Origin of the sequence: Fictibacillus solisalsi, assembly GCF_900103485.1 — a bacterium.
Lineage (GTDB): Bacteria > Bacillota > Bacilli > Bacillales > Fictibacillaceae > Fictibacillus_C > Fictibacillus_C solisalsi.
The window spans coordinates 2,152,465-2,172,330 of sequence record NZ_FNHW01000001.1; the positions used below are offsets into that span (position 1 = coordinate 2,152,465).

General features: G+C 45.2%; 19 protein-coding genes and 3 other annotated features. Of the genes, 4 read left to right on the top strand and 15 right to left on the bottom strand.

The window, feature by feature from the left end:
- Positions 1 to 9: 9 nt before the first annotated feature.
- From BLT53_RS11070 to zapA, 4 genes are all read right to left on the bottom strand, one after another.
- Positions 10 to 2,379 carry an endonuclease MutS2 gene (locus BLT53_RS11070; RefSeq protein ID WP_090234854.1) on the bottom strand — a complete coding sequence of 790 codons (2,370 nt, stop codon included), beginning with the start codon at positions 2,377 to 2,379 and terminating at the stop codon, positions 10 to 12.
- 28 nt (positions 2,380 to 2,407) lie between these two features.
- Positions 2,408 to 4,129, bottom strand: a complete 1,722-nt coding sequence (polX, locus tag BLT53_RS11075; protein WP_090234856.1) for a DNA polymerase/3'-5' exonuclease PolX — start codon at positions 4,127 to 4,129, stop codon at positions 2,408 to 2,410.
- Between the two features lie 66 nt (positions 4,130 to 4,195).
- Complete coding sequence (locus BLT53_RS11080; protein ID WP_090234860.1) at positions 4,196 to 4,735, bottom strand: CvpA family protein; 540 nt, start codon at positions 4,733 to 4,735, stop codon at positions 4,196 to 4,198.
- Positions 4,736 to 5,017, bottom strand: a complete 282-nt coding sequence (gene zapA / locus BLT53_RS11085; protein WP_139168394.1) for a cell division protein ZapA — start codon at positions 5,015 to 5,017, stop codon at positions 4,736 to 4,738.
- Positions 5,018 to 5,157: 140 nt separating this feature from the next.
- On the opposite strand from zapA, the gene rnhC reads away from it, so the two are divergent.
- On the top strand, positions 5,158 to 6,102 hold the full coding sequence (gene rnhC / locus BLT53_RS11090; protein ID WP_090234865.1) for a ribonuclease HIII: 945 nt from the start codon (positions 5,158 to 5,160) through the stop codon (positions 6,100 to 6,102).
- A gap of 58 nt (positions 6,103 to 6,160) precedes the next feature.
- On the opposite strand, the gene pheT is transcribed toward rnhC, so the two are convergent.
- The 3 genes from pheT to BLT53_RS11105 form a co-directional block, all read right to left on the bottom strand.
- Positions 6,161 to 8,590: a phenylalanine--tRNA ligase subunit beta gene (pheT, locus tag BLT53_RS11095; protein ID WP_090234868.1), complete on the bottom strand. Its 2,430-nt coding sequence runs from the start codon at positions 8,588 to 8,590 to the stop codon at positions 6,161 to 6,163.
- A 14-nt stretch (positions 8,591 to 8,604) separates the two neighbouring features.
- The gene (pheS, locus tag BLT53_RS11100) at positions 8,605 to 9,639 is read right to left on the bottom strand and encodes a phenylalanine--tRNA ligase subunit alpha (RefSeq protein ID WP_090234869.1); all 1,035 of its coding nucleotides are present in this window, start codon (positions 9,637 to 9,639) and stop codon (positions 8,605 to 8,607) included.
- Between the two features lie 39 nt (positions 9,640 to 9,678).
- Positions 9,679 to 9,918, bottom strand: a binding site (T-box leader).
- 71 nt (positions 9,919 to 9,989) lie between these two features.
- Positions 9,990 to 10,754 (bottom strand): TrmH family RNA methyltransferase, encoded by a 765-nt coding sequence (locus BLT53_RS11105; RefSeq protein ID WP_090234871.1) that lies wholly within the window; start codon positions 10,752 to 10,754, stop codon positions 9,990 to 9,992.
- Positions 10,755 to 10,887: 133 nt separating this feature from the next.
- Between BLT53_RS11105 and sspI the strand changes: the two genes are divergently transcribed.
- Entirely contained in the window at positions 10,888 to 11,094 is a 207-nt protein-coding gene (gene sspI, locus BLT53_RS11110) for a small acid-soluble spore protein SspI (RefSeq protein ID WP_053357619.1), read from the top strand.
- A gap of 34 nt (positions 11,095 to 11,128) precedes the next feature.
- On the opposite strand, the gene BLT53_RS11115 is transcribed toward sspI, so the two are convergent.
- Together BLT53_RS11115 and BLT53_RS11120 are read right to left on the bottom strand one after the other, a co-directional pair.
- Positions 11,129 to 11,614, bottom strand: a complete 486-nt coding sequence (locus tag BLT53_RS11115; RefSeq protein ID WP_090234872.1) for a dUTP diphosphatase — start codon at positions 11,612 to 11,614, stop codon at positions 11,129 to 11,131.
- Positions 11,615 to 11,714: 100 nt separating this feature from the next.
- Positions 11,715 to 12,305, bottom strand: coding sequence for a TVP38/TMEM64 family protein (locus BLT53_RS11120; protein ID WP_090234874.1), 591 nt, complete (start codon positions 12,303 to 12,305; stop codon positions 11,715 to 11,717).
- A 159-nt stretch (positions 12,306 to 12,464) separates the two neighbouring features.
- Between BLT53_RS11120 and BLT53_RS11125 the strand changes: the two genes are divergently transcribed.
- Positions 12,465 to 13,811: a cytochrome ubiquinol oxidase subunit I gene (locus BLT53_RS11125; RefSeq protein ID WP_090234876.1), complete on the top strand. Its 1,347-nt coding sequence runs from the start codon at positions 12,465 to 12,467 to the stop codon at positions 13,809 to 13,811.
- A gap of 20 nt (positions 13,812 to 13,831) precedes the next feature.
- Positions 13,832 to 14,857, top strand: coding sequence for a cytochrome d ubiquinol oxidase subunit II (locus BLT53_RS11130; protein ID WP_090234878.1), 1,026 nt, complete (start codon positions 13,832 to 13,834; stop codon positions 14,855 to 14,857).
- A 5-nt stretch (positions 14,858 to 14,862) separates the two neighbouring features.
- Here the strand turns inward: BLT53_RS11130 and BLT53_RS11135 are convergent, their stop codons facing one another.
- The 6 genes from BLT53_RS11135 to ytxC form a co-directional block, all read right to left on the bottom strand.
- Complete coding sequence (locus tag BLT53_RS11135; RefSeq protein ID WP_090234880.1) at positions 14,863 to 15,120, bottom strand: DUF1294 domain-containing protein; 258 nt, start codon at positions 15,118 to 15,120, stop codon at positions 14,863 to 14,865.
- A 67-nt stretch (positions 15,121 to 15,187) separates the two neighbouring features.
- Positions 15,188 to 15,547, bottom strand: coding sequence for a 50S ribosomal protein L20 (gene rplT / locus BLT53_RS11140; RefSeq protein ID WP_090234882.1), 360 nt, complete (start codon positions 15,545 to 15,547; stop codon positions 15,188 to 15,190).
- 33 nt (positions 15,548 to 15,580) lie between these two features.
- Positions 15,581 to 15,784 (bottom strand): 50S ribosomal protein L35, encoded by a 204-nt coding sequence (gene rpmI / locus BLT53_RS11145; RefSeq protein ID WP_090234883.1) that lies wholly within the window; start codon positions 15,782 to 15,784, stop codon positions 15,581 to 15,583.
- Positions 15,785 to 15,809: 25 nt separating this feature from the next.
- Entirely contained in the window at positions 15,810 to 16,313 is a 504-nt protein-coding gene (gene infC / locus BLT53_RS11150; protein WP_090234885.1) for a translation initiation factor IF-3, read from the bottom strand.
- Between the two features lie 65 nt (positions 16,314 to 16,378).
- Positions 16,379 to 16,504: a sequence feature (ribosomal protein L20 leader region), on the bottom strand.
- Between the two features lie 193 nt (positions 16,505 to 16,697).
- Positions 16,698 to 18,629 (bottom strand): threonine--tRNA ligase, encoded by a 1,932-nt coding sequence (gene thrS / locus BLT53_RS11155; protein ID WP_090234888.1) that lies wholly within the window; start codon positions 18,627 to 18,629, stop codon positions 16,698 to 16,700.
- A 75-nt stretch (positions 18,630 to 18,704) separates the two neighbouring features.
- Positions 18,705 to 18,933 (bottom strand) — a binding site (T-box leader).
- Between the two features lie 53 nt (positions 18,934 to 18,986).
- Positions 18,987 to 19,826, bottom strand: a complete 840-nt coding sequence (gene ytxC / locus BLT53_RS11160) for a sporulation protein YtxC (protein WP_090234890.1) — start codon at positions 19,824 to 19,826, stop codon at positions 18,987 to 18,989.
- Positions 19,827 to 19,866: the final 40 nt, after the last annotated feature.

A 19,866-nucleotide genomic window follows, 5' to 3' on the forward strand; every position in this document is an offset into this window, starting at 1 on the left:
AACCTCCGATTATTTTAGTAAAGCGACTGTAATTCCGCTTCCTCCCTCATTAGCCGCCCCCATGCGGGTGGATTTCACATTGGGGTGGGTCTTAAGAAGCTGCTGGACACCTGAGCGTAGTGCGCCCGTTCCTTTTCCGTGGATGATGGAAACTTGAGGATATCCTGCGAGCATTGCTTCATCCAGGTATTTGTCCACTTCGATCATGGCATCTTCGTAACGCTTGCCCCTAAGATCAAGTTCCGGACGAACCGAGTCATCACTGCCCTGTACTTTGACAAAGGTTCGCGGCTCTGGCTTTTTCTCTTTTGATTGCTTGATCGGTTCAAGATCCCCTGCAGCCACATTCATTTTTAAAATACCAATTTGAACCTGATATTCTTTGTCGCTGACTTTGTTAATGATGTGCCCTTTTTGGCCGAAGCTCAGCACTTTAACTTCGTCACCCGGCATGAAGGAAACGGTCTTAGGCTTGACAGCACCTGTGGATTTCTTCTTTTTGGAGCGAAGGGTCGGTGTGGCGTCTTCCAGGCGTTTGCGTGCATCAATCAAACGGTGTTCCTTAACATTACCTGCCGCCTCTTTCTGATATTCGCGGAGTTCTTTAATAACAGTTTCTGCGGTCTGTTTAGCATTGGCGACTGCTTCTTCCGCTTTTCGCTCTGCTTCTTCCAGCAAACGGTCACGGTCCTGTTCGAGGTGGCGCAGTTCGGCTTCAAGATCCGATTTAAGCTGTTCCGCTTCCTTCCGGATGGCAATTGCCTTTTCGCGTTCTTCCTGGGCTCGTTTCTGGTTGTCCTCTAGGGAACGGATCATGTTGTCGATCTTGTTATCTTCATCACTGATTTGCGATTTCGCTTCGTCAATAATGGATGGCTCCAGGCCAAGACGTCTTGAGATTTCAAACGCGTTGCTTCGGCCGGGTACGCCGATCAATAGCTTATAGGTCGGCCGCAGTGTTTCCACGTTAAACTCTACACTGGCGTTGATCACCCCGTCACGGTTATATGCATATGCCTTTAATTCGCTGTAGTGAGTTGTAGCGATGACTTTGGCCCCGCGGGCATACACGTAATCCAGGATGGATATCGCCAATGCTGCCCCTTCCTGCGGATCGGTGCCTGCGCCCAGTTCATCAAATAAAACCAGACTTTTGAAGTTCACCTGCTTTAAAATGTCGACGATGTTGACCATATGTGAGGAGAACGTACTCAATGACTGTTCAATCGACTGTTCATCCCCGATATCTGCATAAATCGCTTCGAAAACGGTCATTTCCGATTCTTCTTCGGCTGGAATCTGAAGTCCCGATTGGGCCATTAATGACAACAGGCCGATGGTTTTGAGGGTCACAGTCTTACCGCCTGTGTTCGGTCCAGTAATAATCAGCGATTGAAATGAACCGCCAAGCTCCACATCGATGGGAACAACAGTATCCTGGTCGAGAAGCGGATGCCGTCCCTTATGAAGGGAAATGTATTCTCTGTCGTTCATGATCGGTTTTGTTGCTTTTAATTCCCGGCTGTACTGTGCTTTCGTGAAAATAAAATCAACCTCCGCCAAAATAGCTACATTATGCGCCAGAAGTTCGGCTGCTTCCCCGACAAGCACAGAAAGCTCTCTCAGGATCTTTTCGATTTCCCTGGCTTCTTTGGCTTTCGCTTCCTTCAGCTGGTTGTTAATCGTAACCACGGCCTGCGGCTCGATAAACAGCGTTGCTCCTGATGCAGACTGGTCATGAACCATACCGCCAAAATTGCCTCGGTATTCCTGTTTGACGGGAAGCACAAACCGTTCGTTCCGGATGGTGATGATTGCATCAGAAAGCATTTTTTGATAGCTGGAGGAGCGCACCATGCTCTCAAGCTTTTCACGCACTCTCGATTCAAATGTGCGCAGCTGGCCGCGAATCGTGCGAAGAGCAGGGCTCGCGCTGTCCATCACATGGCCATTATCATCAATACAGGCTTTGATTTCACGTTCAAGATCAGTCAGGGGTTCTATTTCGGCCACCAGATTATCAAGAATCGGCAGTTCTAATCCATCTTCCACCATTCCTTCGGTAAACCGCTTGAAGCGCCTTCCGCCATAAATAGTGGTGGAGATATCCAATAACTCATCCGTATTCAGCACACCGCCAATCTGGGTGCGCTTCAGGCTTGCCCGGATGTCCCGGATTCCCCCGAGCGGGGCCTGCCCTTTTAAACGAAGAACTTTTACGCCTTCATCCGTGCTGTCCTGCCAGTGCTTGATTACTTCAAAATCAACAGATGGCTGCAGCTGTTCCGCCTTTTGTCGTCCCAGGCTTGAGCTGGCATGCTTTTTTAGCTGTTCAATAATTTTGGTGTATTCTAAGACTCTCTGAACACGTTCTTGCAAAATGATTCCTCCTCCTTAGGAGCGTTCGCTATTCCTTATTCTCGTTTCGTTTTAAAAAGGAAGTCAGTTCTTCCAGTGTCATCGTGTTCAACACATTTTCAGGGCGTATATACCCTTTTCTTGCAACGGCTGCCCCCACTTCCATAAAATCGAGTGTATGTTTATAATGAGCATCCGTATTAATGGTAATTTTCACGCCCTTTTCCTGTGCAAGCTTCAACCATCGGGGGGCTAGATCCAAACGGCTGGGATGGGCATTCAGTTCAAGGGCAGTGTTCGTTTCTGCAGCAAGTTCAATCAGCATTTCCACATCCACGTCATAGCCCGGACGGCGTCCGATTATCCGGCCAGTAGGATGAGCTATTATATCCACATGATGGCTGGTTAGCGCTGTTTTCAACCGTTTCATGATGGTTTCCCTGTTTTGGGAAAATGAAGAGTGGATCGATGCAATCACAAGATCCATCTCAGCCAGCATTTCATCATCGTAATCGAGTGACCCATCCGGAAGAATATCCATTTCAACACCGGCCAGAATTTTAAAATCGGTGTATTTTTCGTTTAAACGATCAATTTCATGACGCTGTTTGCGGAGGCGTTCCGGTGACAGCCCGTTGGCGACAACAAGGTACTTTGAATGGTCCGTAATAGCCATGTGTGTGTACCCTTTAGCTCTTGCCGCTTCTGCCATTTCTTCAATTGTATTGGCACCGTCACTCCAGGTGGAGTGCATATGAAGATCACTTTTTATGTCATTTTCTTGAATAAGCTTTTGCGGTTCACGAAAAAGTTCCAGTTCATTTTCGCCTTCACGGACTTCCGGCGGGATGTATTGAAGGCCAAAATGAGCATAAAATTCTTTTTCAGAATCAAACGTTAACATTTCGCCGGTCTCTGAATTCTCTACGCCGTATTCGCTGATCTTTTCATTCCGTTCCTTGGCCAGCTGTCTCATCTGCACATTATGCTCCATGGAGCCGGTAAAATGATGCAGCGCTGTGGCAAACTGCTCTCGAGCCACCAGACGGAAATCAACAGAAACGGGGTAATCATATTGGAGCACGACCGATACCTTCGTATCTCCTTTGGCGATGATTTCGGAAACGTCTTCAAGCTCTACAAGTTTTTCCTTAATAATAGAAGGATCAGACACGGCAAGAATGAAGTCCAGATCTTTAATCGTTTCACGGCTGCGTCGCAGGCTACCTGCCCGCGAATACCGCTCGATGCCATCCATTTGGGACAGCTGCTTTTCTATTTTTTCGGCCACGGACAGCATGTAGACAATGGGCAAACGGTCCGGACGCTTTCCAAGCTCTTCAATGGCCGCAAGAATTTTTTCCTCTGTTTTTGTTCCAAACCCGGCAAGGCCCCTTACTTTCTCCTGTTGACAGGCCTCTTTTAAACTATCAATATCGGTAACACCGAGCTCCTGATAAAGCTTTGATATTTTTTTGCCGCCAAGACCAGGGATTTTAAGCATGGTTAACAGGCCGGAAGGAAGTGTTGCCTGCAATTCCTCAAGTAGAGAGGACCTTCCTGTTTCCATAAGTTCCGTGATGACGGAGGCGGTTCCTTTTCCAATCCCTTTTAATTTGGACGGATCCTCAATTTGCTCCATGTTCCGGTCGTCTGTCTCCAGAGCCTGGGCTGCTTTTCTGTACGCAGACGTTTTAAATGAGTTTTCCCCTTTGATTTCCATATAAACAGCGATAACTTCCAGCACATTGACAACTTCTTTTTTGTTCATCGAGAAATCCCTCCTCTAATTTGATCGACTCGTACGGTAAAAAAACTTCTCTGCTGGAGAGAAGTTTTATGCCATATTTTTGCTCCACAAATCTTTTATCGTATCCGAGAAGACCGGGGTGTTTTTTACCATGCTCTGTCCGATGAAGGAATCTTGAAATGCGGTATGGATGGAACCCGATGGTACAAGGGAAGCCACATAAAGCAATAAAAATAAAATCAGGTAAACTTCAACAAATCCGAGAATGCCTCCAAGCCAGCGGTTCACGGTACGGAGCAGCGGCAATTCTGCAATGAAGCTGAGCATGTTGCCAACAATCTGAAGCAATATTTTTGTTGCAAAGAAAAGGAGCGCAAAGGCAATCGCCCGGTAATAAACGTCCTCGAGTGAAATGCTGTTCAGGATGGATGACATAGGGCTGTCATTTCCAATCGATGGATATGGAATCCAAAGTTTCAGATGCGGTGCCAGATCATCAAAATACAGATAAGCCACGACATATGCGGCGATAAAACCGACAAGGTGGACAACCTGCATGACAAGCCCGCGCTTCAGACCGATAAAGAACCCTGCAATCAAAAGAACAATCAATATTAGATCTAACATTTATCTATCCTCTTTCCTAATCTGCTGTTGCAATTTTTCCAGCTCTTCTTTAGTCTTTAAGTATTCGTTCATGATGTTAACTGCAGTAAGGACGGCAAGCTGCTTCGTATCAAGCACAGCGTTATATTGCTGGATGTCCCTCATTTTTTCGTCAACCATTGCAGCGACCGAACGAATGTGGCTGGAAGTCTCAGTACCCATTACTGTATATTTTTGACCAAAGATCTCTACGATGGTCCGTTCTCTCTTGTTTTCTTCCGCCACAAAATTACCTCCATTCATAGCTCACTTTCTTATAAAAGGATGAAACTCTATTCATTATCTTAACAGAAAGCGAACACTTATGAAAATATTTGTTGTATCATCTGTTAACAATAAAGCAAAATTTTGTAAAACAAATTTTAGTGAAAAGGAAAATAAAAATGGCGAACACCGTATTGCAAGCAACTACACAAGAAATCCAGAAGATGAAAGAAGCCTACAAGGCATTCATTCCGGCCTCCTCCCCGCCTGGCAGCATTTTTACCGCAAAGCCGCCGGGATGCACGATTACTGCTTATAAATCTGGAAAGGTATTGTTTCAGGGAAAGAATGCTGAAGCGGAAGCCCTGAAATGGAACATCAAACCTGCTTCCTCAGCAAGCAAACCAAAGAAGGACAAACCAGCCCATGCCTACGCTCCTCCCGAAAATGTTGGCTCTTTATCCCTGATCGGCAGTGATGAGGTCGGAACCGGAGATTATTTCGGCCCGATCACGGTTGTCGCATCGTATGTGCCGGAATCCAAGCTGGAACTCCTCAGAGAGCTCGGTGTCAAAGATTCAAAGTTCTTGAATGATATCCAGATCGTTTCCATTGCCAAGGATCTCTTGCATACTATTCCATACAGCCTGCTGGTGCTGAACAACCGAAAATATAACGAGTTGCAAGCCAAGGGAATGAGCCAGGGAAAAATGAAGGCCCTTCTGCATAATAAAGCGCTTCTTCATATGCTCGAAAAAACGAAAAATGAAAAAGTGGACGGCATCCTGGTGGATCAATTCTGTGAGCCGGGCGTCTACTTCAACTATCTGTCACGGCAATCGACGGTGGTAAAAGATCAAGTGTATTTTGCCACCAAAGGCGAATCCCTCCATCTTTCGGTGGCAGCGTCCTCCATCCTCGCACGCTATGCTTTTATAAAAGAAATGGATAAAATCAGTGCCAAAACAGGAATTGAAATTCCAAAGGGTGCCGGCAGCAAAGTGGATATCAAGGCCGCCGAATTGATTCGCAAACATGGTCCGGATTTCTTGAACGATATTGCCAAGGTTCATTTTGCCAACACGAAAAAGGCAATGAACCTGGCACACGGAAAACGCAACTAGTCTCATTCTACGAAAAAACCCGCTGTCTGGTTTCAGACAGCGGGTTTTTTTTGCAGCGTTATTTACGCAGTGAGGCTCCAAATCGCTCTTCAAGGCTTCGCAGGATATTTTCATGAGCTTTTGTTACTTCTTCATCTGTTAACGTTCGTTCAGGATCGTAGTATTTTAGCGAGAACGCCAAGGATTTCTTTCCTTCTTCCATCCGTTCTCCTTCATATAAATCAAACAGACTGCTTTCCTTCAACAGCTCTCCTCCGGCTTCATGGATGACCGTGTTCAAATCGCCTGCCGGCAGATTTTGATCCACCACTACAGCAATATCCCGAGTGATGGAAGGAAAACGAGGAAGAGTTTGATACACTGTTGGTTCGACGCTTGCCCCAAGAAGCTGGTCAAGATCCAATTCGAACACATAGCTCTCATTTAAATCCCATTCCTTTTGTGTTCCTGGGTGAATCTGCCCAATGAATCCGACGACAATGCTGTCAAGTTTCACAACAGCTGTACGGCCGGGATGCATGCCCGGAAGGCTTTCACTTTCAAATGAAATCCTACTGTGCAGACCAAGCTCTTCAAACAGACCTTCCAGAATTCCCTTCACAACAAAGAAATCAATTTTCTTCTTCTCACCCTGCCAAGGGTGAATACTCCATAACCCGGTCAAAGCCCCGGAAAGATATGTTTTCTCTTCGGGAAGAACGGATAGGGATTGCTCATGGGCAAAAAATACGGAACTGATTTCAAAAATTCCCACATCATCAATCGAACGGTGATGATTATGCTTTAACACTTCAAGGAGCTGAGGAACAAGCGTACTTCTGAGCGTGCTGCGCTCTTCACTCATCGGGTGGGAAACCTTGATGCTGTGTACGTTTTCCTGCTCTTGTGAAAACGTAAAGGCATTGGATTTCTCTGGCGTTGTGAGCGCATAGGTGACGGCCTGATACAGACCGGTTCCTTCCATATAACGCATCACTTTCCGGCGCGCAGCCTGATATGGTGAAAGCCCGCCAGGACGCCCTTCGGTTAACAGGTAGGTGGTCGGAATTCGGTCATATCCATAGATTCGTCCGACTTCTTCCACAAGATCGGCATCAATCGTGATGTCCGGTCTTCTCGATGGAACAGTAACGATATAGTTTTCACCATGAACATCAAATTCAAAGCGAAGACGCTTTAAAATATCGCTGATCTGTTCGCCTTCAATCTCGGTTCCGAGCAAGGTGTTGATCCGCGTTTGCGTCACTTCAGCTTTTCCTTCAGGAACCAAACGCTCTCCGGCTTCAACGATTCCTTGTGCCACTTCACCCCCTGCGTATTGGGCCATGAGAGAAGCTGCACGGTATGCCGCATCATATACTCGGTTTCGGTCGATACCTTTTTCATAGCGTGAGCTTGCTTCACTTCTTAGTCCAAGATCCTTGGAAGCCGATCTTACACGGATACCTTCAAAATAGGCGGCTTCAAGCAATACTGTTGTTGTATCGTCCTGCACTTCGGATGTGGCACCACCCATAACACCTGCCACAGCCACAGGCTCTTTACCATTGGTGATCACCAGGTGATTGGCCCCCAGCTTTCTCTTGGCATCATCAAGGGTAACCATCTCCTCCCCGGCTTTTGCACGGCGGACAAGAATCTCCTTGGATCCAAGCCGGTCATAGTCAAACGCATGTAGCGGCTGGCCGTACTCAAGCAAAACGTAGTTTGTAATATCCACCACATTATTGATGGGTCGGATTCCCGCTGCAACCAGGCGGTTTTGCATCCATAACGGGGAAGGAGCGATTGTGATATTCTTTATGATCATGGCTCCATAATACGGATTATCTTCTTTTGCATCCACCGTAACGGATACATAGTCGGATGCTTTCTCTCCAGACGTTTGCACCTGCACTTCAGGAAGCCGCAGTTCTTCATTTAAAATAGCAGCTACCTCATAAGCAACTCCAAGCATATTGAGGCAGTCTGCACGGTTAGGCGTTAATCCAAGTTCGAGAACATAATCATCGAGATTCAGGTAAGACAATGCATCGCTTCCGATTTCCGCGTCGGATGGCATGACAAAAATCCCGCTGGAATATTCCTTTGGAACAAGTTTACCTTCAACGCCCAATTCAGTGAGTGAGCAGATCATTCCATTGGAGGCTTCTCCGCGCAGTTTCGCCTTTTTAATTTTGAAGTTTCCCGGTAGTACTGCTCCCACTTTTGCGACCGGAACTTTCTGGCCGGCTGCCACGTTAGGCGCCCCGCATACGATTTGAACCGGTGCTTCTTCACCGAGGTCCACTTTACATACACGCAATTTGTCTGCGTTTGGATGCTGAACACATTCCAGCACGTGGCCAACCACTACACCGGTAATCCCTTTATTGAGGGATTCAACGATTTCTACTTCAATTCCGCTTTTTGTTATTTTATCAGCAAGTTCAGCTGCTGAAAGATCAAGGTTCACATAGTCTTTTAGCCAATTATAAGAAACTAACACAGCATTTCCCCTCCTTATGCCTTTTTAAATTGTTTTAAGAAACGAAGATCGTTGGTGTAAAAATGACGGATATCATCAATCCCGTATTTCAGCATGGCGATGCGCTCAGGACCCATGCCAAATGCAAATCCGGTATATTTTTTTGAATCAAAGCCTGCCATTTCAAGTACGTTCGGGTGAACCATGCCTGCTCCAAGAATTTCGATCCAGCCTGTATGCTTACAAATGGAGCAGCCTTTTCCTCCACATTTAAAACAGGAGATGTCCATTTCCACAGACGGTTCTGTAAACGGGAAGAAACTTGGGCGTAAACGGATTTTGCGTTCTTCCCCGAACATTTTTTTGGCGAAGGTCTCCAAAACACCCTTCAAATCACTCAAACGGACATTTTCATCAACAACCAGGCCCTCAATCTGCATGAACTGATGGGAGTGTGTCGCATCATCATCATCCCTGCGGTACACTTTACCGGGCGATACGATTTTGACCGGGCCTCTGCCGTGATGCTTTTCCATTGTTCTAGCCTGAACCGGTGAAGTCTGGGTTCGAAGCAGAATGTCTTCCGTGATAAAGAATGAGTCCTGCATGTCGCGTGCGGGATGGCCTTTCGGAAGATTTAACGCTTCAAAATTATAATAATCCGTTTCCACTTCTGGTCCTTCTGCCACAGTAAAGCCCATCGTTAAGAAAAGGTCTTCAATTTCTTCAATAACGGCAGTTAACGGATGAGCATTTCCTTTTCGGACCGGACGTCCCGGAAGCGTGACATCAATGGATTCTTTTTTCAGCTTTTCCTCGATCACCGCTTGTTCCAGTTCGCTGATTTTTGATTCCAGCGCTGACGTAATGGCGTCGCGGATCTCATTGGCATAAGCCCCTACGACTGGGCGTTCTTCAGGTGAAAGCTTGCCCATTCCTTTCAGAACCTCAGTAATCGGGCCCCTCTTGCCCAAATAAGATACCTTAATATCCTGCAATTCTTTTAAATCACTCGCCTGCTGAATTTTCAGCAGTGCTTCTTCTTTTAGTGCTTGTAATCGGTCCTGCATTTCATCGGCCTCCTTTTGAAAATAAAAAAACCCCGTCCGAAAAGGGACGAGGATTCGCGGTACCACCCAAATTAACCAAGAGAAAAAGGCAAAAGGCCTTTTGTTCTTGTTCACTTCATTTCCATAACGGACTGGGTCCGGTTCACCCTACTGATAATTGTTCAGGCGACTGCTCAGGAGCGAATTCGATAAATTCAACCGTAGAAACACTTTCAGTCAAGGTGCTTCCTCCCTTTTACCGGCGAGCTTTTATGTACTACTCTCCATCATTGCATTTGGTTCATGCAGTTGTCTTCTTATTATAGTGGAACTTTGATTTCTGTGCAATTGAATTCATGTTTTCTATTCAGTTATTGCCGGTTTCTCATAAGTTCATACAGCATGATGCCCGCGGCCACTGCCACATTTAGCGATTCTGCATTCCCGAACATGGGAATATAAACCAGTTCGTCTGCTGCTTCTATGCTTTCCCGACGGACACCGCTTCCTTCGTTTCCGACAACAAGAGCAAACGATCGGGAAGACTGTATCTCCTGAAGCGGTTTTGCTCCCTTCAGGGCAGACACAAATACAGGGACACCTTCCGTTTTGCAATCTGTGATCCATTCGTCCAGACTTCCTTTCACCACAGGCAGATGGAACAGTGACCCTTGAGTGGAGCGGAGAACCTTGCTGTTATATACATCAACAGTCCCTTCTCCCAGAATGACACCATCTATGCCCTGCGCGTCTGCAGTCCTGATAATGGTTCCAAGGTTGCCGGGGTCCTGTACACCGTCAATCAAAAGATACTTCCCATCCTGCCTCGGTTTTAGAGGCTGTTCTTTCATGCGGCATATCGCCATTACCCCTTGCGGATGCTCGGTGTCACTAAGAATTTTCATGATTTTCTTCGGCACCACCCAGGGGTCCAGAGCAGACATATTCCAATTTTCGGGAAGTGTATAGGATTCTTCCACAATCAAATGGGCAATGGGAACGTGATGACGAAGTGCCTCTTCAATCAAATGAGGGCCTTCGATGATAAATTGGCCCGATTTATCCCGCTCCTTTTTCGTATAGAGCTTTTTCCATTGTTTTATCGATGCATTTTGTTCGGATTCAATCCGTTTCATTCCTCAACCATCCTTTATTACGTTCAACTTTTTTTATTATATCTTCAAAATGATACATAATCCATGAGCTCTTAATAAAAACTAGGAAATAGCAAAAACTTAAAAGAACTAAATTGATCCTGAGGTGATAAATATGGATATTGATATCCGTAAGGCAGTTCTTGCCAATGTTTCCGGCAACAATAAAGAGCAGCTCGAAAGCACGATTGTGGATGCCATCCAGAGTGGTGAAGAAAAAATGCTGCCTGGGCTTGGCGTATTATTCGAAGTTATCTGGAAAGAATCGGACAACCAGAAAAAAGAAGAGATGCTGTCCACGCTATCAAGCGGCTTAAAATAAACAACATCCCGGGAAACTTCCCGGGATGTTGTTTTTAATAGCCCTCATCCTGCCGTTGATGGTTAATTTGGTTTTTTTCCTTGTACCCTTCAATAATGGTTTCTTCCGAAAAACCAAGCATATCTCCCAGCCCGATGAATTCTGAAAAAAGCGTCCGGAACAACGAGATATCTTTTTCCCCCTGAAGCTCTCCAATGCGCTGATAGAGTGACAAAAACTGATCGGTGAGATTTTCCCGTTGAAGGGATTCATCATCTTCTATATCCTTTATGCCAAGATCAAGGCCGACCGAAAGAAGGAAATGAAGCCCGTCGACATACTCCTCGAGAATCACTTCATAGGAAGAGGGAGGCTTTAAACTCCAGTACTTAAAACAACGCGTTTCGTTTGCCAGCTCCCCCAGTTCAACTAGCAGAGCCAGCAGCCGTTTTTCGTAAAGATCCTCATTATGTAACTGATGCTCGTCCACAATTCGAGTATTCAGTATTTCCTGCATTTCAAATAGTTCTTTAAAACTCACTTGATCCCCTCCTATCGACCCATTATAGCAATCGTTCAGGCGAAATCACAAGGAGGAAGAATACCCGGCAGCCATGCCTGCCGGGACTCAAGCCTCTCCATTATGCGCTTTTGGCATTTGATTTTTCTTTTTCAAAAAACTCTTCCCATTTCATTACCCATTCTTTTTTTCGGAGAAGATGGAATAAAACGAACATCACAGCGGCAATTCCAATGCCCCATACAACAGAAATTTTAAAAATGTAATGCCCAAAGGTGGAATACATAAAAGCGAGAGGTACATTGGACACCGCACTTGCTTTTGTATACTCTTTAAAGCTCTTTGTTATTTCCAGAATCAACAGGGACAGCAGCTGAAAGTGAATAAAAGGGACGAGTTTCAAAATAGCGATCTGTCCAACCGAAAACGGCATGCGTTTTCCCACAACCTTGCGCTTGATCTTTAAGAACCGGTTTAGCGTATTCGGCATTTTTTTCAGAAGGCCATAAAACAGCACACTGGACAAGGTAATGCCGATGATGGAATACAGTGTTCCGTATACGGAACCAAACAGAACACCACCTGCCATACAGATCAAACCCACTGGAAGAAAAAGAAATTGTCTCATCAGATGAAGAAGAATAAAAAAGAGCGGAGCAAAAATACCGGCAAACTTCAAGATATCCAGAATCTCTGTGAGCTCATGCTGCATGATCCAACCCTCCTTATCGCCATCATATGACATAAGACGAGCTGTTATTCTTCGGAATTACAGGGACCATGAATATTTCGATTTGGTTTATGACAGGTTAACAATAGAAAAGATGGATTTCTTTAACAGATGAGCTGATGAATGAGGAGTGGATAAATAATGGATACGGTTGTACTTGCCCGGGCTTTCTTTGGAACCTCCCTGGCCTTTCACATTATATTTGCAACGCTCGGCGTGGGGATTCCTTTAATGATTGTCATCGCTGAAATTCTTCACCAAGTAAAAAACGACAATGATTATGCCATTATGGCCAAACGCTGGACAAAGGCTTTCGCTGTATTGCTTGGTGTCGCCATTCCATCCGGAACCATCGTAGGTGTCCAACTGTCATTATTGTGGCCGGGCTTCATGGAAATTGTGGGAAAAGTCATCTCCCTCCCGTTTCAGATCGAACTGTTTGCCTTTTTCATTGAAGCACTGTTCATGTCGATTTACGTCTATGCCGCTGACCGCTTGCCCAAATTCTTTCGCATCATTTCTGTCATTCTCGTTGCGTTTGGCGCTGTAGCTTCAGCCATTTTAATCACGGCCGTCAACACCTGGATGAATACACCGGATGGATTTAAAATCACCAAGGACGGGACCATATTTGATGTAAATCCCTGGGATGCATTTTTTAATCCAAGCTTCATTTCTTCCGCTTTTCACGTATCGGTGACGGCCTATATGACAGGCGCATTTGCCGTGGCGTCGGTCGGAGCCTATAGGCTTTTGAGAGGAAAGTTATCAAAAAATGAATCCATGTACCATAAAAAAGGCTTCTTGCTGGCAATGATCGTGGGATTGGTGTTTTCTCTGATTTCCAGCTTTTCCGGGCATCACTCCGCGCAAATTTTACACGAGCACTCACCCGAAAAACTGGCTGCGGCAGAAGGATTATTTGAAACCCAGCGGTATGCCCCTCTTTCGATCGGTGGATTTACAGATCCAAAAACAGAGGAAGTCAAATATGGAATCGAAATCCCCTGGATGCTGAGCTGGCTTGCAGCGGGAAAATTTGATACGAAAGTAAAAGGGCTATATGAATTCCCTAGGGAAACCTGGCCGCCATTTTATGTACATACCCTGTTCAATGTCATGGTGGGAATTGGTTTTCTATTGCTTGGATTGGCTGCTGTTGCCTTATTTTTCTGGTGGTATTACAGCAAAAGAAAGATGAGGCCATATCCGAGATGGCTTTTGTTCCTTTTAATTTTCTCAGGTCCGATGTCCATGCTCGGCATTGAATTTGGGTGGATCTTCAGTTGCAGCGGCAGGCAGCCATGGACCATCTACAGGGTGCAGACGACCGCTGAAGCCGCCACTCAATCCCAAAACCTGGCCCCGCTTTTTTTATTGTTTATTGGGCTCTATGTGATGCTCGGCGTACTGACTATACTGATTCTTACAAGTTATTTCAAACGGAATCCTGTTTCTAAGGAATTTGAAAAATACTCCGGCTATTAACCGAAGAAAGAGGGATCACTATGAACGAAGAAGTCATTGCCATCCTCGTATTATGGACCTTTATATTCATCTACAGCATCTTCGGGTCCATCGATTTTGGAGCAGGTTTTTGGGCCATGGTTTATCATGAGCACCGTACATCAGCGGGGAAAATCGCCAACCGGTTTCTTTCTCCGACATGGGAACTTACAAATGTGTTTCTCGTTTTGCTTGTTGTGGCCTTTGTCGGCTTTTTTCCAAAAGGAGCATTTACGTTAGGAACCGTGCTTCTTATTCCTGTCTCGCTGATCTTGTTTTTGCTGGCGGTCCGCAGCGCATTCATGGTGTTTTCCTATTCGGTGCAAGGCTATCGAAAAACCATGTTCTTTATCTCGGGGATCTGCGGTGTCTTAATACCTGCACTACTGATTACGGTACTCCCCGTCAGCCAGGGTGGATTTATTTCAGGATTTAACGGCAGAGATGTCCTCCTGATCGGGAAGCTGTTTACCAGTCCATCCCTTTATATGTATATTTTATTTGGGTTAACCTCTGAATTGTTTCTCTCCTCTCTTTTCCTTGCTGACTATTCCAAGGTATCTAAGCAAGAAGGAGCGTACAGGCTATACAGAGGAAATGCACTGCTGCTCGGACCCTTGACGCTTATTGCCGCCGTAGTTACTTTAATGTTCTTACAGCCGGAAGCCAACTGGCTGATTGACAATTTGTACGACCAGCGTATGTGGTTTATTTTGTCTTTCCTTGCCTTTCTCGTTGGCTACACTTCCTTGTGGATGAGAAACAGTGACATGGATACTGCCGGAAAACCGAGGCTTGCACTTCTGGCCATCGTAGCACAGTACGGTTTTGCAAGCTATGGCTATGGCATGGCACACCTGCCCTATATCGTCTATCCCGGCCTTACGATTTATGATGCCTTTACAGCAAAGGAAACCTTCTACTCACTTATGATTATGTATGCTGTGGGTCTTGCCATCCTTACACCAGGCTTCTATGTGTTCTGGAGATTGTTCTTAAAGGACAAGCGCTACCTCCAGCAGGAGTAGCGCTCTTATCCGATTAAATATCTTGCCACGATAAATACGTCAGCCAGCACGAGCAGCGGGACACCGATCTGAAAGCTCGTGTGTTTTGTTTTATGGCGAAACTGAATCATGCCTGCCCAGATGCCTGCAGCACCGCCGATGATGGCAAACAGCCACAGCCGCTTTTCCGGAGTGCGCCACTTCCTCGCTTTTGCGGCCTCTTTATCATGATGCATCAGCCAAAAAGCGAACACATTGACTACTACCAAGTAAATATAAATCATGGAATAATCCTTTCTTTTACAGCAAAAGCCATTTTCTAGTTTAGAAAATGGCTTTTGGGTGCTTAACTTATGCGTTTAGGCTGTTTTTTGCTTTAGAAGCAAGTTCAGCGAATGCTTTTTCGTCTGTAACTGCGATTTCTGCAAGCATTTTACGGTTAATGTCGATGCCTGCAACTTTAAGACCGTGCATTAAACGGCTGTAAGAAAGACCGTTTGTGCGAGCTGCTGCATTGATACGAGTGATCCAAAGTTTACGGAAATCACGTTTCTTTTGACGACGGTCGCGGTATGCATACATAAGAGATTTGAAAACTTGCTGTTGAGCAACTTTAAATAACTTATGTTTGGATCCGAAATAACCTTTAGCTAATTTTAATACTTTTTTACGACGACGACGTGACACATAGCCACCTTTTACTCTTGGCATTTTAAAACCCTCCTAGATATATACGATCAGTTATTATTTTTTCTTGTAAGTCAATAGTGTACGGATACGTTTGTAGTCTCCGCTTGTAACAATCTTTGCTTTACGAAGCTTACGCTTTGCTTTTGTAGATTTGTTAGCGAACAAGTGGCTTGTATACGCGCGTGCACGCTTAAGTTTACCTGTTCCAGTCTTTCTGAAGCGCTTTGCAGCACCTTTATGTGTTTTCATTTTAGGCATGATTGGATTCCTCCCTGGTAAGTAATTATTTTTCGGTAGTTGGTGCTAAAATGAGGAACATGCTTCGGCCTTCCATTTTAGGTCGGACTTCAATCGTAGCAACGTCTTCACATTCTTTAGCAAGTTTTTCAAGCACAGTTTTACCGATTTGGGAATGCGTGATCGCACGGCCCCTGAAACGAATGCTTGCCTTCACTTTGTCGCCTTTTTCAAGGAACTTACGCGCATTTTTCAGCTTCGTATTAAAATCGTGTTCCTCAATGGTCGGGCTCAAGCGAATCTCTTTGGTTGTAACAATCTTTTGATTCTTACGGGCTTCTCTTTCTTTCTTTTGCTGTTCAAACTTAAACTTGCCATAGTCCATGATACGGCAAACAGGCGGTTTGGCGTTCGGAGCAACAAGCACAAGATCAAGATTAGCGTTTGCCGCAATATCAAGAGCTTCATGACGTGTTTTAATCCCTAGCTGGCTGCCATCAGCCCCGATAAGTCTTACTTCACGAGCACGGATGCCCTCATTGACAGACATGTCCTTACTAATAGTAAGTCACCTCCAAGAATTTATGTGAGTCAGTTCCACTCAGCATTTTGTAAACAAATAAAAAAGCGTCGGCGCATACTGCACCCACACTACCATAACATCATCTCTGAAAGTTCGGTTGACCAGCCAACTGCAATTTGCGTTGAACAGGTGAGAAGCGGGTGCTTCTGCTTTGATTCGAAACTCAACTATTTAATTACCTAAGTTAATATACCATTGACAAGCACCACTTGTCAACTGACGATCTTGTTTTTTAACAACAAAATTTATTCTACCGTATAACGGAGTGTTTGGCAAGGAAAACCTTTTAAAAAAATGCGTACTCCCTCTAAAGAAAAAAGAACTGCGAATAACTCGCAGTTCTTAAAAATGTCAGCCTCTTTTGTTCACTTGTGCCACGATGCTTTCTTTGAATGCTTCGAAAGCTACCGTTTCGGACTTTTGCTCTCCGTATTTACGCACGTTCACGGTCTGATCGGAAATCTCCTGATCGCCGAGTACGAGCATGTACGGGATTTTCTGCATTTGGGCTTCACGGATTTTGTAGCCGAGTTTCTCATCACGGTTATCTACTTCCACACGGATGCCTTCTTCAAGGAGCTCTTCGCTCACCTTTTCCGCATACTCTTCATGTACTGAGGAAACTGGAATGATTTGAACCTGTACCGGAGCCAGCCATACTGGGAATGCTCCCTTGTATTCTTCAATCAGGAAGGCAACAAAACGTTCCATAGTGGATACAACACCACGGTGAATAACGACAGGACGGTGATCTTTACCGTCACGGCCTTTATATGTCAAGTCAAAACGCTCAGGCAAGTGGAAATCGAGCTGTACAGTGGAAAGCGTTTCGTCTTTTCCAAGCGCTGTTTTCACCTGTACATCAAGTTTCGGGCCATAGAACGCCGCTTCCCCTTCCGCTTCGACATAATCAAGATTCATGTCTTCCATTGTTTCTTTGAGAAGCGCCTGGGCTTTTTCCCACATCTCATCATTGTCCACGTATTTTTCTTTGTCTTCTGGATCACGGTAGGACAGACGGAATTTGTAATCAGTAATGCCAAAATCCTTGTATACTCGCTGAATCAGTTTTACCACACGGATGAACTCATCCTTCAATTGATCCGGGCGGGCAAAGATATGAGCATCGTTCAGCGTCATGGAACGAACACGCTGAAGGCCGGCCAATGCTCCTGACATTTCATGACGGTGCATGGTTCCGAGTTCTGCGATACGAATCGGGAGATCACGGTAGCTGTGCATGCTGTTCTTAAACACCATCATATGGTGCGGGCAGTTCATGGGACGAAGCACAAGTTGTTCGTTATCCATTTCAATCGCAGGATACATATCTTCCTGATAATGATCCCAGTGGCCTGAAGTTTTATAAAGCTCTACACTTCCAAGGTGAGGAGTGTACACATGGTCATAACCCAGCTTTACTTCAGTGTCCACAATATAGCGCTCGATGATGCGGCGAATGGTTGCTCCCTTAGGCAGCCATACTGGAAGACCTTGTCCGATTTTTTGAGAAATCGTAAAGAGATCCAGCTCTTTCCCGAGCTTCCTGTGATCCCGCTCTTTCGCTTCCTGAAGATAAACCAGATGCTGATCGAGTTCTTTTTGAGTTAAAAATGCCGCGCCATAAATACGCTGAAGCATTTGATTATTGCTGTCGCCACGCCAGTAGGCACCTGAAATGCTCATTAGCTTAAACGCCTTGATTTTTCCAGTGGACGGTACATGCGGTCCGCGGCAAAGATCAAAGAATTCACCCTGTTCATAAATGGTAATGACTGCATCTTCCGGCAAATCGCGGATCAGTTCCAGCTTCAGATGATCATCCAACTTTTCATAGATGGCCAGAGCTTCTTCTCTGCTGACTTCCTTTCGGACGATCGGAAGGTTTTCGCTGACGATCTTTTTCATTTCTTTTTCAATTTTTGGAAGGTCTTCCGGAGTTAAAGCTTCCGGCATATCGATGTCATAGTAAAATCCATTTTCGATCACAGGACCAATGCCGAGTTTCACGTCTTTGTACAGCCGTTTGATTGCCTGAGCCATCAAGTGGGCCGTGCTGTGCCTGGTCATTTCAAGTCCCTCAGGGGAATCCTGGGGAACGATTTCAATCGATGAATTCTCTTCTATCGGACGGGTAAAATCATATAATACACCGTTTACTTTTCCTGCCACTGATTTTTTCTTCAGGCTCGAACTGATAGAGTCAGCCACTTGTTCTGAAGTGGTTCCGTTCGGATATTCACGAACAGAACCATCTGGAAATGTCAGTTTAATATCTGCCATGGTTAATCTCTCCTTTTTTTACAATACAGTATGCACGCTAATGTTTAAATAAAATACAAAAAACACCCGTCCACAAAAAGGGACGAGTGTTGTACTCGTGGTTCCACCCTTGTTCCGCGGCAAATTATATGCGGCGGCACTCGGTCAAGATTTAACGGCTTTGGGCCGTCAGCGACTACTCCTGTTTTTCACCGCTGAAGTTCAAAGGGGGTACAACATTTTTCCGTGTTAGAATGCTTTCAGCCCTGGGCATTCCTCTCTATAAACCGTAAAAAATATCACATGTCCTTATCTTTACTCATTTTGGTATCCAATTGATACCTCCATTATAGGCATGCAGCCCCTCAAAATCAAGGGCTAACTTTGGCGGTTGATCCTGCCATAAAAGGCATGAAGCGGTTTTTTAACCAATCGTTCCTGGAAAATATTCTGCAAGGTATGTACCATGCCATGATTTTCCTCTTCCAGGTACAAATGAAGGATTTCCGGAGCAAGACCGATAATCGGCCCAAGGACTTCATCATCCAGGTCTAATTCCTGTGTCAGAACCAAGGCTCTTTCATGCATTAGCTCCAGCATTTTTTTACTGTACAGCCGGTAATGATTATCATACAACTTAAATTCACCGTCATAAGCCACATGAACCTCATCCGTAAGATACGGCTGACTCGCCGCACATTTTCGCAGCTGTTCAACGAATGCCTGATAGTCGAGCTCCAGTTTGTATTCATCGATTGCACATTCCACATATACCTGAAGCAACTCAAAATAATCCTTCAGCCGGAATTGTAAAAAAGAATCAAAAGTGAACGCCAGGTCTTTCTCTGACAGGATTTTTCTCCAGGCATCCTTCATATGGAACTCACAGGTATCCAACTCCCTGACAGCCGGCACATCTTCCCGCTCCTGTTCAATAAACTCCTTGACGATTGCTGCAATTTCCCTCTGCTCCTGCGTGTCGGTAAAATAAAAAAAATGCTCGATATAAAAAAGGATACGGGATTCCTCCACTTTTTTTCGGGTATATGCGGCCATAACATCTGCGGCACTTTCCAAATCATATGTTGTGTCCAGCACCAAGGAGTGATTCCTGCATACTACAAAGGAAGGTTGAATGTTAAGTGTTTTCGCCATCTGCTGCAGTTCCTTTTGTAATTGGTAACACGTTCTTTGATCTGCAAAAATAAGTTCTGCCAACCCTGTCCCTCCCCTAAACACTCGATGATACACTATATGG